Genomic DNA, 15550 nt, shown 5'->3' on the forward strand with positions numbered 1-15550 from the left:
GCGTCTATCGAGAGTCGCGCGCATTTACCGAGGTTCAATGTGACGATTCGCTTCATCGCCGCCTCCCAACTACCAACGCCCTGGGCCACCTTCACCATGCATGGCTTCGAGGACGAGGCCACCAGCAAGGACCATATTGCCCTGACTCTGGGCGACGTAGCCGATGGAACGCCGGTGCTCGGGCGCGTGCACTCGGAGTGTCTGACCGGCGACGCGCTTTTCTCGATGCGTTGCGACTGTGGCTATCAACTGCAGGAAGCCCTCAAGCGCATTGCCCTGGAAGGACGCGGCGTGCTGCTCTACCTGCGTCAGGAAGGACGCGGCATCGGATTGCTCAACAAGATTCGCGCCTATCATCTACAGGATCAGGGCTTCGATACCGTCGAGGCCAACGAGCATCTGGGCTTCGGTGCCGATCTGCGCCGCTACGATCTATGCGTGCCCATGCTCGAGCATCTCGGTGTCGCCGCGCTCAAGCTGATGACCAATAACCCGCGCAAGGTCGATGCGTTGACTCGGGACGGGGTGACCGTCACCGAACGATTGCCGCTGACCACGGGTCTAAACCCACACAACGAACAGTATCTTTCGACCAAGGCGGGCAAGCTCGGCCATATGATGGCGCTGGACGATTTCACCCGGGCCGGGGATGAGGACAAGCATCGTAAACCCTGACCCCGACACCCGGTGCTGCTTTCCGCTCCCAGAGGACAGACAATGAGCCGACCGCACCCCGACCACGGTACTAGCGATAACAGCGTTGCCAACACTAGCGAATACAGCTTTATAGAAGAGCTGCTGCACAGCATCAGCCACGGCATCGGTGCAGCCCTGAGTCTGGCGGGTATGGTAGTGCTGATCGTGTTGGCAAGCCTGGCGGTCCACGTCGATCCTTGGACCATCGTCAGTGTCAGCCTCTATGGCGTCACTCTGGTGCTACTCTATACCGCCTCGACGATCTATCACGGCATCCGCCATCCCCGGCTCAAACGCATCTTCAAGCTGCTCGATCACTGTGCCATCTATGGCCTGATCGCCGGTACCTATACTCCCTTTCTGCTGGTCAATATGCGCGGCCCCCTGGGCTGGACGCTGTTCGGCGTGATCTGGAGCCTGGCGCTGGGCGGTATCGCGTTGAAATTGATCTGGCCCCATCGCTTCGGTGTGCTGCGGGTCGCAATCTATCTGATCATGGGCTGGTTGATTCTGCTCGCCGCCGGGGAAATGGGCGAGTATCTGTCCACCACCAGTATCGCCCTGCTGGTCGCCGGCGGCGTCACCTACACGCTGGGCGTGATCTTCTACGCCATTCGTGCCATTCCCTACCATCACGCCATCTGGCATTTGTTCGTGCTCGGCGGCAGCATCTTCCATTACTTCGCGGTGTACACCGCGGTGCTGCCGTTCAAGGCCTGACGCCTGATCACAATTGAATCAGAGCTTAAAATGCCTGTCAGGTGGCACAACTAACGGGGCTCGTTTCAGTGTTGGCTTTATCTTTTTTATTACCTAGAAACGCTTCCAGCTCGTTGGGGAAAAGCGCTTTGCTGCACAGGTAGCCCTGATATTGATGCCCATGTAGCTGGCGAATAAAGGACAGTTGTTCCTCGCTTTCGATACCTTCGGCTACCACCTGCAGGTCGAGACTGCGTGCTAGCGCGATAACCGCCTGAACGATGGCGGCATCCTGGGCATTGGTCGTGACATCGGACATGAAAGTACGGTCGATTTTCAGGCGCTGGATGGGGAAGCGTTTCAGTTGGGCCAGGTTTGAGTAACCCGTGCCGAAGTCGTCGATCGATAGCATCACCCCGAGTTCACGGAGTTCGTTGAGAATTGGCAAGGCATGATCGGGATCCTGGATGAGAGCACTCTCGGTCAACTCCAGCTCGAGGCATTCCGGTGGCAGTCCGCTTTCGCTCAACACTCGCTTGACCACGGTGACAAAGTGGCGACTATTGAGCTGGAGAGCCGAAATATTGACGGCCACGGGCAGAATGGAGTTGGTGTCCCGAGCTGATTCGACGCTGTACCGACAGGCGGTATGCAGCACCCATTCCCCGAGGGGCAAAATCAGGCCGGTATCCTCGGCGATGGGGATGATTTCATCAGGTGTCACTACGCCGAGTTTTTCATCATTCCAGCGCAGAAGGGCTTCTAAACCGGTGATTTCGCCGGTGACGACGTGCACCTTGGGCTGATAGGCAAGCGACAGAGTGTCATCATCGATAGCCATTCGAAGCCGCCTTTCTAATAGAGAGCGACGTTCGGCCAATGACGACATGCCGTGTTCATAAAACTGGAAGTTGTTTCTGCCTCGTTCTTTGGCACTATACATCGCGGCATCGGCATGAATCATCAGGTCGTGCTTGTCGTCCCCGTGCTCCGGATAGAGGCTTATGCCTACGCTGGAGGAGACTTTCACGATGCTGTTGGCGATTTGAAAGGGCTTGTCCAGGGTGCTGACAATATGCCTAGCCAAGGCGGCATACCCCTCACGCTTGGCACTACTTGAGGCAAGCACCATGAACTCGTCCCCTCCGACTCTCGCGACCGTATCGGATTCACGTATCGCCGCTTGGAGCCGTGAAGCCACGTGTTTGATCAGCTCATCCCCAACGTGGTGCCCATATGAGTCATTGACGTTCTTGAAGCGATCCAGGTCTACGAAGAAAACCGCGAACTCACTGTTGGCGCTTGCCATCAAGCTATCCAGCCGCTCCTCCAGTAACAAGCGGTTAGGAAGTTGCGTCAGAGGATCTCTATGTACCATGCCCTTGAGCTCCTGGTTGGCCTGCTGAAGGGAATTGGCGAGTTGCGCGGTGCGCGAGGAAAGATGGGCATCGTAGATGGAGATCATCAGTGCCGCGAGCATGATGCACGAAGAGATCAGAGCGATCACGATGGCCAGCTGGTTATGAGAAATGCCTCCTGCCATCTGGTGCATTTCCCCCTCAGGCAGCATGGCGGCGGCCATGCCTGTATAGTGCATGCCGGAAATTCCCACGGCCATGACCAAAGCGGCAATGCTGCGATGCCATAAGGGTGAGCGGGAGCGGGCGTGGTTGGGATTCAGACGAAACGCCAGCCATAGTGACAGTGCCGAGGCGGAAACGGAGATCACAACCGATACCAGAAAAAGCGATGGTCGATAGCTTATGGTTCCAGCGGTCTGCATGGCCTCCATGCCAACGTAATGCATGAAGCAAATGCCAATCCCCATGACCAGCGAACCAAAAGCGAGGCGATAATTGGTCAAGTTGCCCGTCTGCACAATGGCCAGAGCCAGCGCAGATGACAGAATGGCCGCGATCAGCGAGATAACGGTCAGCGTCGTTCCGTATCCGACGTTTGCATGCATTTCCATCGCCAGCATGCCAATGAAATGCATCGCCCATATCCCCGTGCCCATGGCGAAGGCACCGCCGATCAGCCAGGCATGACCCGCCGCCCCCTTACTGGCACGTACTCGTCCAGCAAGGTCGAGCGCGGTAAGCGATGCGATGGCGGCCACTCCAAAAGACAACGCCACCAGCGCCAGGTTGTAAGAAGAATAGAAATCGGTCATCAAACATGGTTCCCAGGGAGAGAAGAAGACACGTTGCTACCCACAGATCAGTGACCCGTTTTTTTATTGTCCTGAAATAGTACTTCGGCGAAAGCTAGAGAAAATGAAGAGAAACCTTGTCGTTCTCTAACTATTCTTGGTTTTTTCAGTGATTTTAGTCTTCTCGGCTCTTCGACATTTCATTTGGTTTTGGCTTGTGTCAGCTAGCAGGAACGTCGCGACCGATTGGATTACTACCCCACAGTCGGCTGAGTAGATAGGCCAACAGCAATAGCGTGATCACGCCAGCTCCGAGCGCCGCAAGTGTCGATCCGGTCAGGCCGGCGACAAAGAAGGCGACGATGGCGGATGTCCCTGCGGTCACTGCATAGGGTAACTGGGTACGCACATGGTCGATATGGTCACAGGATGATCCGGCCGAGGAGAGGATGGTGGTATCGGAAATCGGCGAGCAGTGATCGCCGAAGATACCCCCGCTGAGTACCGCGGCGATGGTCAGCGCCAAGGGCAGATCGAGGGCCGCCGCCACCGGCATGGCGATGGGGATCATGATGGCAAAGGTGCCGTAGGAGGTGCCGGTGGTAAAGGCCACCACGGCACCGATCAGAAACAGCAGCACAGGGATCAGGCTCGGCGCGATGCCCTGCTGAGCCAGGGTCACGATATAATCCGCGGTGCCAAGTTCCGAGGTAACGCTGCCGATCGACCAGGCCAGAGTAAGGATGATGTAGACCAGCGTCATGCTCTTGAAGCCGGTGACCACGATCTCCATTGCCTCGCGGAAATTGAAGCGTTTCTGCTGCATGCCCATGGTAAGGCCCACTATTGACGCCAAAAAGGTCGCGATCAGGATCGACTTGCCTCCCTCGGCTTCGCCTACGGCGGTCACCAGATCGTTTTCGGGAAAATTACCGGACCACAGAAACAGCGGCGGGATCAGGCCCACCAATACGGCGATGGGCACCAACATGTTGCGCTTGCGAGAGGGCTGACCGGAGGTGTCGGCCATCTCTCGAACCTCCTCGTCCGAGGGCGGCTGGGCGCCATCCGCCATCAGTTTACCGGTACTGCGCGCGCGATGTTCAGCTCGGGCCATGGGGCCGAAGTCCCATTGAGTAATCACTACCAGCAGGATCATCAGCAGGGTTAGCCAGGCGTAGAAATTCAGTGGTATCGAGGTCAGATACATCAGATATTCGGAGCCGGTGATCTCCATTGCGTTGAGCTGGGTGCCAATCAGTCCCATCACGAAGACCACCCAGGTAGACACAGGCCCCAGCAAACACATGGGGGCGGAGGTGGAATCGACGATATAGGCGAGTTTCTCCCGGGAAACGCGCATGCGATCCGTGATCGGACGCATGACGCTACCCACCGTGAGCGCATTGAAGTAATCCTCGAAGAAGATCAGCACGCCGAACCCCAGGGTGGCGCCTTGTGCGCCGCGAGCGGACTTCACCTTCGTCGAGATGCTACGGGCAATGGCGTCGGCCCCGCCGGTGCGCTGCAGTATGGTGATCAACACCCCGAACAGGCCGCAGTAGATCAGCACGGTGGCACTCCATTCATCCCCTACACTGGGAATGATGAAGTCGCCGAAACTGGCGTACAGCCCCGTCGCGGGGTTCCAGCCGTTGAGCATGGTGGCCCCTAGCCAGACACCGCAGAACAGCGCGGGAATGACGTTCCGGGTAAGCAGCGCTAGAAGAATCGCCAACAAGGGCGGCAACAAGGAAAGAAGTTCGAACTGCATATCGCTATGCCTCTGCTTCCTGGGCTTCTTGTTCGCGCTGCTGCGCGGCGTCTCTAGCCGGTCTTGCGTTACAGCGTTGGCGATACGCCTCCAGCGCATCGGGCAATGGCTGCTTGGCTCCCCGCGCCCAACTCAGGGTATGCCCCAGCAGAATATCGCCGATGGTGAACTCATCACCCACCAACCAGCCTTGGCCATCGAACTCACGCTGCAGTGCCGCCAGGGCACGCTGAAACTCCCAGGCGGCGGTGGGAATCACGGCGGGGACGCGGCGCTCCTGAGGCAGGGCAAACTTGTGTTTGCCTAGCGTCCAGAGCGGCTGCTCCAGTTCGCTGACGATGAAGAACAGCCACTGATCGAGCAGCGCTCGCTGTATGGAATCGCTGGGTATCAATAAACCCTGACCATAACGCTCGGCCAGATAGCGACAGATTGCCGCCGACTCGAACAGCGTCAGTTCGCCATCCTCCAGCGCCGGCACCTTGCCGTCCGGATGGCGGGCCAGGTACTCCGCGCCCTGGCCTTCGCCGGAGGCCAGATCGACATATTGGCAGGTATAATCGAGGCCTAATTCCTCGAGGGTCCAGGCGACCCGCAGCGAGCGGCTGTTGGGATAGGAGTAGAGGGTGATCATCGCGTGCTCCGGCTATGCAATAATGTCCGTAGTGTAGCCGGTAGCGAAATGTTTACGCTAAAGCAGACACAAAAAAGGCCCATCCATTGGGCCTTTTTTGAATTCGCAGTATGACTACTTTTATTACCAATCGACAGCGTGGCCTACTTCTGGCTCTTCGGCGCCGATGTAATCATTGGTGTCGGTGAACTGAGTCCGGTAATCGGTATGATTCGCAATGAAGCGAGCATGCTCTGCGGCTGCAGCACTTTTACCACTGTAGCGCTGCGTGAAGGAGGTATTCGCCGCCTTGTCGTTCATACTGCTCTTTTGCAACTGCTCACTGTTGGCCTGCATGGCTCTTTCGGATGCCAGGCTGGCATGAGCAGCAACGGGCAGTAGAGCAATAGCCAGGGCGGCAACGGTTGTCTGTAGTTTCATGATCATCCTCTCGTGTCGGTTGATGTCTATGTGTTGGCGATCATCTTACTAACAGACTAATTAGTTTGCTAACAAATATTGCCAATAACTTCGATTAGCCGGCGCTATCGATACACGGAATCCTATACTTTGGGTTTTCCATGCCTGGTTTGAGAGCCAGGCATGGAAATCGCGCACTAGGCAGGCTGGTGATCGCGGGTCTTCTTGATCAGATCGTAGGCATTGCCTATTTCGCGGGTACGCTGTTCGGCCATTTCACGCATATTCTCGGGCAGCCCCTTGCCGGCCAGTTTGTCGGGATGATTCTGACTCATGAGACGTCGATACGCGCGTTTGACTTCGGCATCGCTGGCACTAGCATCAACGCCCAGCACCCGATAGGCGTCTTCCAACGACAACCCGGACGTTGCCCCCGGAGCCTGCGCCCCGCCGCCACGCAGCATGGCCTCGATCTGTTGGATCTCCGCCTCGGAGCAGCCCAGGCCACGGGCGATCCGCAGGAACATCTCGTGTTCCGCCGGGTGCACGGCGCCATCGGCGGTGATGGCCGCCAGTTGAACCTGCAGAAACATTTGCAGCAGGACGCGTTGTCCCTTGGTCACCTGACGCAGGGTTTCAAGCTCCGCATCCAGATCGAAGTCCGACGATTTGCCGCGGGTGAAGGACGCTCTGGCGCGCTCACGCTGGGTTTCGTTGAGGCGCAAGCGCTCCCATAGCTTTCTGGAGACCTCGAGCTCGTCCTGAGTGACCTGGCCATCGGCCTTGCACAGGCAGCCCATCACCGCAAAGGTGGAATCCAGAAACTGTCGTTGCGTCTGTACCAGCTTGCCCAGCAGACTTCGACGCAGGCGACGAACCAGCCAGTAGGCCAGTCCCGCGCCGATCAGCATGCCGAGGAAATCGCCGATCAGATACCCCAGCACGCCGCCAATTATGATGGCTATCAGCATGATGCTCTCGTTTTAGCAGGAAATTTTGAACACACTCACGAGGCTTGTCCTGCCTCGAGACGTTTACGGATAGTGGCCTCGATACCACTTGCATCGAGCCCACACTCACTAAGCAGCTCCTCGGGCTTGCCGTGTTCGATGAACACATCCGGCAGGCCGAGATTGAGGATGCTGGTTGGCAACTTTTCCTTCACCAGCAGCTCATTGACGGCGCTCCCCGCTCCTCCGGCGATCACGTTGTCTTCCAACGTCACCAGCAACTCATGACTACGCGCCGCCTCGAGCACGGCGTCCCGATCCAGCGGCTTGATCGAGCGCATGTTGAGATGCGTGGCATCCAGACGTTCGGCGACCTCGGTGGCCGGCGTATTCAGGCTACCAAAGGCGAGCAGTGCGATACGTTGACCACGCCGACGAGTCTCAGCCTGGCCGATGGCCAAGGGTTCGAGATGCTCGGGGATGGCGACGCCCGGGCCGGTCCCACGTGGGTAACGTACCGCGGCAGGCCCGGCATGATGATAAGCGGCGCTCAGCATTGCCCGGCATTCGGCCTCATCCGCAGGCGCCATGATCACCATACCCGGCACACAGCGCAGATAGGAAAGATCCAGCGAGCCATGGTGCGTGGGGCCATCTTCGCCCACCAGCCCGGCGCGATCGATGGCGAAGGTCACATCCAGGTGTTGCACGGCAACATCGTGAATGAGCTGATCATAGCCGCGCTGCAGGAAGGTCGAATAGATTGCCACCACCGGTTTCATGTTCTCGCAGGCCATGCCGGCGGCCAGGGTCACCGCGTGCTGCTCGGCGATGGCCACATCGTAATAGCGCGCCGGGAACTCCTGGGAAAAACGGATCAGATCGGAGCCTTCGCGCATCGCCGGGGTAATGCCGATCAACCGCTTGTCGGCGGCGGCCATGTCGCACAGCCAGTCGCCGAACACATTGCAATACTTGCGGGGTTTAACCCTGGGCGTGACGGGGGGCTGGCCGGCCGGGGCCTGAGCAGGCGCCTTGGGTGCCACACTGGCAATGCCCTTCTCGAGCTTGGTGATGGCGTGATAGCCGATCGGGTCGGCCTCGGCGGGACGAAAGCCCTTGCCCTTGCTGGTTCGCACGTGCAGAAACTGCGGACCATCCAGATCGCGCAGAGTCCGCAGTGTATGAATCAGTCGAGGCAGATCGTGGCCATCAACGGGACCAATGTAGTTGAACCCCATCTCCTCGAACAAGGTCGCCGGGCTGACCATGCCTTTCATGTGTTCCTCGGTGCGTCGCGCAATCTGCAGCGCGCCGGGCAAGTGCGCCAGCACCTTCTTGCCGCCTTCGCGAACCGTGGTGTAGGTGCGGCTGGCGAAGACCTTCGCCAGGTAGCTGGCCATGCCGCCGACATTCTCGGAGATCGACATTTCATTGTCGTTGAGAATCACCAGCAGGTTGGCATCGACATGACCGGCATGGGCCAACGCCTCGAAGGCGATGCCGGCTGTCAGGGCGCCATCGCCAATCACGGCACACACGCGACGCTGCTGGCCCTGGGTGCGGGCCGCCAATGCCATGCCCAGAGCAGCGCTGATCGAGGTGCTGGAATGCCCTACACCGAAGGTGTCGTATTCCGATTCGCAGCGTCGTGGGAAGGCAGCCAATCCTCCATATTGGCGAATCGAGGTCATCGTCTCTCGACGCCCACAAAGAATCTTGTGCGGGTAGGCTTGATGACCGACATCCCACACCAGGCGGTCATGGGGCGTATCCAACGCCTGATGCAGGGCCACGGTCAGTTCGACCACCCCCAACCCCGCACCGAAATGACCGCCACTACAGCCAACACTGTAAAGCAGATAGGCACGCAACTCGTCGGCCAGTTCAAGCAATTGGGCCATGCTGAAGGCACGTAATGCCACGGGCGTATCGATGGTATCGAGCAGCGGCGTCGCCGGACGCTCGACCGGTATCTCGTCGAACAGCTTCATAAAGGCTCTTTCAGTAATCGCGCTCGATCATGTAACAGGCAATCTCCGCCAGCGGCGTGGCGGTATCGCCCAACGGAACCAGGGCATCGAGGGCTTGTTCGAGAAGGCTCTGGGTCTTGGCCCGTGCACCATCAAGCCCAAGCAACGACGGGTACGTTGGTTTGTCGCGGGCCGCGTCGGCACCACTGGCCTTGCCCAGGGTCTGGGTGTCGCCCACCACGTCGAGGATATCGTCTTGAATCTGAAACGCCAGGCCGATGGCGGCGCCGTAATCGTCCAGCGCGATCAACCGAGGGTCGGTCTCGGTGACACCGGTCAGCCCGCCTAGCCGGAGAGCAGCACGCATCAATGCGCCGGTCTTGTGCCGATGCACATTGGCCAGTGCCTCCACGTCCAGACGATCACCCACCGACAACAGATCCAGCGCCTGCCCGGCAGCCATGCCGTCACGACCGGAAGCCCCGGCCAGGGTACGTACCATCGCCGCCAGACGCGGATGCGCGGCATCGGCAAGCAGCTCGAACGCCAGGGTTTGCAGTGCATCGCCGGCCAGAATCGCACTGGCCTCATCGAAGGCGCGATGCACGGTGGGTTGCCCCCGCCGCAGATCGTCGTCATCCATGGCAGGTAAATCGTCGTGTACCAGCGAATAGGCATGGATCAGTTCGATGGCAGCAGCAGCAGGATCGAGATCGTCATCCTCGGCCCCTACCGTACGCCCAGCAGCATAAACCAGTAGTGGACGCAACCGCTTGCCATTGCCGAGTACGCCATAGGCCATGGCCTCCTCCAGGCGCGGCGCAATCGCGTGACGCTTGTCGAAAAGCGTTGCCAACACGGCATTGACCCGAGCTCGGTCGGCATCCAGACGCAACGGCAACTCGGCCACGTCACTACTCATTGTCGACCTCCCAGTGCATTGCGGCGCCGCTAGACGCAGCACTCGACGTACTATCGAAAGAAACCTCGTCGATGGAGCCGTCAGGTTGCTCGACCAGTGTGCGTACTTTCAACTCGGCTTCGCCAAGGCGCCGCTGCGCCTCCCGTGTCAGCCGAATGCCCCGTTCAAAAGCAGTAAGCGAGGCTTCCAGGGAAAGATCGCCGGATTCAAGCTGGTTCACCAACGACTCAAGCTGCTCCAGCGTGGAGGCAAAGTCATCGGGTGATCTGTTTTGTACATCGTCCTGCGTATCCGCCATGACACTACTCGCCTTTAACGGGCTCATTGATCAAATATCGCCGCCGCGGCAGCCTGGAGGCACAGTATACATGCTCGTACTCGCCCTGAAGATGCCTTTGGTTAGCTCGACCAGCGGCAAACGGCTCATGATCGAGACGGTTCATGTTCAAGGCACGGCAATTTCACTTTGCTCGATTGCGGCTGTGCTACGATAGCGCCCCTGTCAATGCACTCCCAGTTACCTGCTGAAAACGCGGCCCAAACCAACGTGAGGATTGATTCGAGAATGGCCAAGACCTCCCTGGACAAAAGCAAGATCAAGATACTGCTGCTCGAGGGCATCCATCAGTCTGCAGTGGACAGCTTCCTGAATGCGGGTTACACCAACATCGAGCATCTGCATACGTCGCTGGACGAACAGGCACTGATCGACAAGATCGGCGATGTCCACTTTATGGGCATTCGCTCGCGTACCCAACTCAACGAGCGCGTCTTCGCCGCCGCCGAAAAGCTTACCGCAGTGGGCTGTTTCTGCATCGGCACCAATCAGGTCGATCTGAATGCCGCACTCACTCGGGGCGTTCCGGTATTCAACGCCCCCTATTCCAACACCCGCTCGGTGGCGGAACTGGTACTCGCGGAAACCATCATGCTGTTACGCGGCATCCCGGAGAAGAGCGCCCGTGCTCATCAGGGGGGCTGGCTCAAGACGGCCAAGAATTCTCACGAGGCGCGGGGCAAGACCCTAGGCATTATCGGTTACGGCAGCATCGGCGCCCAGCTCTCGGTGCTCGCCGAATCCGTCGGCCTCGATGTGATCTACTACGATGCGGTCACCAAGCTCGCCATGGGTAATGCCCGTCAAGTCGGCAGCCTGCAGGAGTTGCTGGCCCGCGCCGACGTGGTCACCCTGCACGTGCCGGACGTGCCCTCCACGCGCTGGATGATCGGCAAGGAGCAGATCGCCCTGATGAAGCAAGGCGGCATCCTGATCAACGCCTCGCGGGGCAGCGTGGTGGTCATCGACGAGCTTGCCGAGGCGCTGAAGAATGGCAAGCTGCTGGGGGCCGCCATCGACGTCTTCCCGGTCGAACCCAAAGGCAACAACGAAGAGTTCGTCTCGCCGCTGCGTGGTCTGGAGAACGTGATCCTGACCCCGCACGTCGGCGGCTCGACCCTGGAAGCCCAAGAGAACATCGGCGTCGAAGTGGCGGAGAAACTGGTCACCTACTCCGATAACGGCACCACCATCACCTCGGTCAACTTCCCCGAAGTCTCGCTGCCGGCGCATCCGGACAAGCACCGTCTGCTGCACATTCATGACAACGTGCCCGGCGTGCTCTCCGAGATCAACCGTGTACTGTCGGAAAACGACATCAACATCGCTGCCCAGTATCTGCAGACCAACGACAAGGTCGGCTACGTGGTCATCGACGTGGACAAGGCCTACGGCCCCCAGGCGTTGGAAGCGCTCAAGCAGGTCGAGCACACTCTGCGCATCCGCGCGCTTTATTCGGATGCCAACTTCGATAGTTGAGTGAAGATCGCGTATTCCCAAAGCCCTCGGCAATTGCCGGGGGCTTTGTTTTTCTAAGGTAAAAGAGTGATACGGCCCTTTCGCCCATGTAATCTCTGGGTGAGAAAAAAGACGCAGGCTGGTAGTAATGCTGATAGTAGTGGAAAGTGCAGAGCGAAAGAACATATGAGCGTATTAACTCCTGAGCAGCAAGCCCGCCAGTGTATCGACGCCCAGCTCGAACAGGCCGGCTGGCTCGTGCAATCGATGAGCGAACTCGATCCCGGCGCCGGACACGGCGTGGCGATACGCGAATATCCGACCGACAGCGGCCCCATGGACTATCTGCTAGTGGTGGAGGGTAAGGCCTGCGGCGTCATCGAGGCCAAGCGCGACGAGGAGGGCCATCGCCTGAACACCGTCGAACTGCAATCGACGCGCTACGCTACCGCCAACCTCCATCACCTGGGCCAGGTGCCGCTGCGCTTCATTCACGAAGCGACCGGCGCAATCACCCGCTACACGGACAGCCGCGACCCCAAGCCGCGAGCACGGGAGATCTTCCAGTTTCCCCGACCCGAAACCTTGGCCCAGCGTCTTTCCGAGCCGGATACCCTGCGTACCCGGCTGACCCGCTTTCCCGAGCTACAAGCACAAGGCCTGCGCGACTGTCAGTTCCGCGCCATCGGCAACCTGGAAGCATCGCTGGCGAACAACCGCCCCCGCGCATTGATCCAGATGGCCACCGGCGCCGGCAAGACGTTTACCGCCATCACCTCGATCTATCGGCTGCTGAAATTCGCCGATGCCAAGCGGGTGTTGTTTCTGGTGGATACCAAGAACCTTGGCGAGCAGGCGGAAGGCGAGTTCTACCAGTACATTCCCCAGGACGACAACCGCAAGTTCACCGAGCTCTATACCGTCTGCCGCTTGACCAGCAGCCATATCCCCCAGGATGCCCAGGTCATCATCTGCACCATTCAGCGTCTGTACTCGATCCTCAAGGGCGAACCGCTGGACGAGACGGCGGAAGAAACCGTACCGGACGACCTTGTCACGCTGCGCAAGCCGCCGCTGCCGGTGGTCTACAACCCGCGCATTCCGCCGGAATTCTTCGAGTTCATGGTCATCGACGAGTGCCATCGCTCCATCTACAACCTGTGGCGTCAGGTGCTGGAATACTTCGACAGCTTTCTGATCGGCCTGACCGCCACGCCGGACAAGCGTACCTACGGCTTCTTCCAGCAGAACGTGGTCAGCGAATACACCCTGGAGCAATCCGTGGCGGATGGCGTCAACGTCGATCACCGCGTCTGGCGCATCGCTACCGAGATCACCCAAGGCGGTGGCCAGCTAGAAGCCCGGGAGCTGGTGGAAAAGCGCGAGCGCCTGAGTCGCAAGAAACGCTGGGAACAGCTCGACGAGGAAGTCACTTACCAGGGCACCCAGCTCGATCGCTCCGTGGTCAACGAGTCGCAGATTCGCCAGGTCATCCGCGCCTTTCGCGACGGCCTGCCGCGGATGTTCCCGGAGCGCTATACGGAGACAAACACCTTCCAAGTGCCCAAGACCCTGATCTTCGCCAAGACCGACAGCCACGCGGACGACATCATCCGCATCGTTCGCGAGGAGTTCGCCGAGGGCAACGACTTCTGCAAGAAGGTCACCTACCGCACCGAGGAAGACCCCAAGAGCGTGCTGGCGAGTTTTCGCAACGACTACCATCCGCGCATCGCCGTGACCGTGGACATGATCGCCACCGGCACCGACGTCAAACCCCTGGAATGCCTGCTGTTCATGCGCGACGTGAAAAGCCGCAACTACTACATGCAGATGGTCGGCCGCGGCACTCGCAGCCTCGACGCGGACGGTCTGGCGGTGGTCAGCAACGCCGCCCGGGGCCCCAAGCGGGAGTTCATCCTGGTGGATGCCATCGGCGTCAAGGACTCCGAGAAGAAGGACACCGGCAGTCTGGAGAAGGCGCCGAGCCTGTCACAGAAAGCACTGATGACCGGCGTGGTGATGGGGGTTCGCGACGAGCCGACTTTAAGCTCCCTGGCCGGGCGCTTCGCGCGTTTCGCCAAGCGCCTGAACGCCGAGCAGCAGCGCCAGGTCAAGGAGTTGACCGGCGGCGCCAGCCTCAACGACCTGGCCGGCGGCCTGCTCGCCGTGGACGACCCGGATGCCATCGATACCGAGGCTAGAAAGCAGTTTGAACTGGGGCCCGGCGAGACGATCACCAGCGTGCAGCGGGAGCAGGTGCGCAACCAGCGTGCCCAGGCCGCCTGCGCCCCCATTACCGGCAAGCTGACCACTCTGCTCGAGGACATTCGCGAGCGCCAGGAGCAGACCCTGGACGCCACCAATCTCGATAGCGTCACCTATAGCGGCTGGGACAGCGATCTCGACGCCCAGCGCGCGCACCTGCGCCAGGAGTTCGAACAGTGGCTGGCAAGCCACCGAGACGAAATCACCGCCCTGACCATCTATTACGCCCAGCCCCAGCGCCGGGCGGATATCACCCAGCGGACGATCACCGAACTACTGGAACGGCTCAAGCAGGAAAAACCCACCCTGGCCCCGGTCAAGGTATGGGACGCCTACGCGGCGCTGGATGAAGTCAACGTTACCCGCCCCGAAAGCGAACTGACGCAGATCGTCGCCCTGGTACGCCGGGCCTGCGGCTGGGACGACAGGCTCACCCCCTATGCGGATACCGTGCGCGCCAACTTCAAGCGCTGGATATTCGCCAAGCACGCCGGCAACCAGCCCAAGTTCACGCCCCAGCAGCAAGCCTGGCTGGAAATGATCCGCGACCATATCGCCGTCAGCCTGCATATCGAGCTCGACGATTTCGATTATCACCCCTTCGACGCCCAAGGCGGCGTGGGAAAGATGTATCAGCTATTCGGCGACGAGATGGACCGGGTAATCGATGAAATCAATGATGCTCTGGCGGCGTAATCGCCGGGCAGTATAAGGTAAATATTAGAGCTATGGATGATGTAGTTAATGAGGTTTCGGCGCAGTATTTAACTATTACAAACAATACAGAAGCCCAAGAACTGCCTATGGGGTGGGCATCATGCAAACTAAAAGAAATAATTCAGCTCAATTATGGTAAGGCTCTTAAGAAAACAGACAGGAATGACTATGGAAAAACTCCTGTTTATGGCTCTAGCGGTATTGTTGGCTATCATGACGCCCCGCTAACCACAGAGCCTAGCTTGATCATTGGGCGAAAAGGTGCTGTTGGCAGCATATATCTTGAAACAAAAAATTGCTGGCCCATCGATACTGTTTACTTTTCTCAAGTACCCTCTGGCACAAATGCAAAGTATTTAAAATACCTGCTTAGCTTTGCTAACTTGAACAGACTAGAAAAGTCTACAGCCATTCCAGGACTGAGCCGCAGCGATGCTAATGAAGTAATAATAAACCTGAATCCGTGATGCCGGCGTCGACACTTCCCCTATCACCGCCAGCGAGCATTTTCTGACCGCCGATTCCGTCTCACCCGCTGAACGCATACCGGGGAGGACCAACCATGGCGACG

General features: G+C 58.9%; 13 protein-coding genes. 5 read left to right on the top strand and 8 right to left on the bottom strand.

From position 1 onward, the window contains the following. The first annotated feature begins 39 nt into the window (after positions 1 to 39). Together ribA and trhA are read left to right on the top strand one after the other, a co-directional pair. Positions 40 to 675: a GTP cyclohydrolase II gene (ribA, locus tag ACPF7Z_RS11750; RefSeq protein WP_425193432.1), complete on the top strand. Its 636-nt coding sequence runs from the start codon at positions 40 to 42 to the stop codon at positions 673 to 675. 42 nt (positions 676 to 717) lie between these two features. Next, positions 718 to 1416: a PAQR family membrane homeostasis protein TrhA gene (gene trhA / locus ACPF7Z_RS11755; RefSeq protein WP_425193433.1), complete on the top strand. Its 699-nt coding sequence runs from the start codon at positions 718 to 720 to the stop codon at positions 1414 to 1416. 37 nt (positions 1417 to 1453) lie between these two features. Here the strand turns inward: trhA and ACPF7Z_RS11760 are convergent, their stop codons facing one another. The 8 genes from ACPF7Z_RS11760 to ACPF7Z_RS11795 form a co-directional block, all read right to left on the bottom strand. Further along, a complete protein-coding gene (locus tag ACPF7Z_RS11760) occupies positions 1454 to 3568 on the bottom strand; it encodes a putative bifunctional diguanylate cyclase/phosphodiesterase (RefSeq protein ID WP_425193434.1) in 2115 nt (704 codons plus the stop codon). A gap of 199 nt (positions 3569 to 3767) precedes the next feature. Continuing rightward, positions 3768 to 5321: a Na+/H+ antiporter NhaC family protein gene (locus ACPF7Z_RS11765; RefSeq protein WP_425193435.1), complete on the bottom strand. Its 1554-nt coding sequence runs from the start codon at positions 5319 to 5321 to the stop codon at positions 3768 to 3770. A 4-nt stretch (positions 5322 to 5325) separates the two neighbouring features. Further along, positions 5326 to 5955, bottom strand: coding sequence for a glutathione S-transferase family protein (locus ACPF7Z_RS11770; protein ID WP_425193436.1), 630 nt, complete (start codon positions 5953 to 5955; stop codon positions 5326 to 5328). A gap of 123 nt (positions 5956 to 6078) precedes the next feature. After that, the gene (locus ACPF7Z_RS11775; protein WP_425193437.1) at positions 6079 to 6375 is read right to left on the bottom strand and encodes a hypothetical protein; all 297 of its coding nucleotides are present in this window, start codon (positions 6373 to 6375) and stop codon (positions 6079 to 6081) included. Positions 6376 to 6551: 176 nt separating this feature from the next. Next, positions 6552 to 7325, bottom strand: a complete 774-nt coding sequence (djlA, locus tag ACPF7Z_RS11780; RefSeq protein WP_425193438.1) for a co-chaperone DjlA — start codon at positions 7323 to 7325, stop codon at positions 6552 to 6554. A 35-nt stretch (positions 7326 to 7360) separates the two neighbouring features. Beyond that, the gene (gene dxs, locus ACPF7Z_RS11785) at positions 7361 to 9298 is read right to left on the bottom strand and encodes a 1-deoxy-D-xylulose-5-phosphate synthase (RefSeq protein ID WP_425193439.1); all 1938 of its coding nucleotides are present in this window, start codon (positions 9296 to 9298) and stop codon (positions 7361 to 7363) included. 10 nt (positions 9299 to 9308) lie between these two features. After that, positions 9309 to 10199, bottom strand: a complete 891-nt coding sequence (locus ACPF7Z_RS11790) for a farnesyl diphosphate synthase (RefSeq protein WP_425193440.1) — start codon at positions 10197 to 10199, stop codon at positions 9309 to 9311. Continuing rightward, positions 10192 to 10497 (bottom strand): exodeoxyribonuclease VII small subunit, encoded by a 306-nt coding sequence (locus ACPF7Z_RS11795; RefSeq protein ID WP_425193441.1) that lies wholly within the window; start codon positions 10495 to 10497, stop codon positions 10192 to 10194. The genes ACPF7Z_RS11790 and ACPF7Z_RS11795 overlap by 8 nt, the downstream gene beginning before the upstream one ends. A gap of 267 nt (positions 10498 to 10764) precedes the next feature. Here ACPF7Z_RS11795 and serA point away from each other — a divergent pair, with 267 nt between their 5' ends. The 3 genes from serA to ACPF7Z_RS11810 all read left to right on the top strand — a co-directional run bounded on the left by serA (position 10765) and on the right by ACPF7Z_RS11810 (position 15446). Then, complete coding sequence (gene serA, locus ACPF7Z_RS11800; protein ID WP_425193442.1) at positions 10765 to 12015, top strand: phosphoglycerate dehydrogenase; 1251 nt, start codon at positions 10765 to 10767, stop codon at positions 12013 to 12015. 165 nt (positions 12016 to 12180) lie between these two features. After that, positions 12181 to 14958, top strand: a complete 2778-nt coding sequence (locus ACPF7Z_RS11805; protein WP_425193443.1) for a type I restriction-modification enzyme R subunit C-terminal domain-containing protein — start codon at positions 12181 to 12183, stop codon at positions 14956 to 14958. A gap of 32 nt (positions 14959 to 14990) precedes the next feature. After that, the gene (locus tag ACPF7Z_RS11810; protein ID WP_425193444.1) at positions 14991 to 15446 is read left to right on the top strand and encodes a restriction endonuclease subunit S; all 456 of its coding nucleotides are present in this window, start codon (positions 14991 to 14993) and stop codon (positions 15444 to 15446) included. Positions 15447 to 15550: the final 104 nt, after the last annotated feature.

The sequence above is a fragment of the Halomonas sp. GXIMD04776 genome (assembly GCF_049808615.1).
Taxonomy (GTDB): Bacteria; Pseudomonadota; Gammaproteobacteria; order Pseudomonadales; family Halomonadaceae; genus Modicisalibacter.

Coding starts and splice junctions, on each gene's coding strand:
- trhA (WP_425193433.1), top strand. CDS start 718: ATGAGCCGACCGCACCCCGACCACGGTACTAGCGATAACAGCGTTGCC.
- ACPF7Z_RS11760 (WP_425193434.1), bottom strand. CDS start 3,568: ATGACCGATTTCTATTCTTCTTACAACCTGGCGCTGGTGGCGTTGTCT.
- ACPF7Z_RS11765 (WP_425193435.1), bottom strand. CDS start 5,321: ATGCAGTTCGAACTTCTTTCCTTGTTGCCGCCCTTGTTGGCGATTCTT.
- ACPF7Z_RS11770 (WP_425193436.1), bottom strand. CDS start 5,955: ATGATCACCCTCTACTCCTATCCCAACAGCCGCTCGCTGCGGGTCGCC.
- ACPF7Z_RS11775 (WP_425193437.1), bottom strand. CDS start 6,375: ATGAAACTACAGACAACCGTTGCCGCCCTGGCTATTGCTCTACTGCCC.
- djlA (WP_425193438.1), bottom strand. CDS start 7,325: ATGCTGATAGCCATCATAATTGGCGGCGTGCTGGGGTATCTGATCGGC.
- dxs (WP_425193439.1), bottom strand. CDS start 9,298: ATGAAGCTGTTCGACGAGATACCGGTCGAGCGTCCGGCGACGCCGCTG.
- ACPF7Z_RS11790 (WP_425193440.1), bottom strand. CDS start 10,199: ATGAGTAGTGACGTGGCCGAGTTGCCGTTGCGTCTGGATGCCGACCGA.
- ACPF7Z_RS11795 (WP_425193441.1), bottom strand. CDS start 10,497: ATGGCGGATACGCAGGACGATGTACAAAACAGATCACCCGATGACTTT.
- serA (WP_425193442.1), top strand. CDS start 10,765: ATGGCCAAGACCTCCCTGGACAAAAGCAAGATCAAGATACTGCTGCTC.
- ACPF7Z_RS11805 (WP_425193443.1), top strand. CDS start 12,181: ATGAGCGTATTAACTCCTGAGCAGCAAGCCCGCCAGTGTATCGACGCC.
- ACPF7Z_RS11810 (WP_425193444.1), top strand. CDS start 14,991: ATGGATGATGTAGTTAATGAGGTTTCGGCGCAGTATTTAACTATTACA.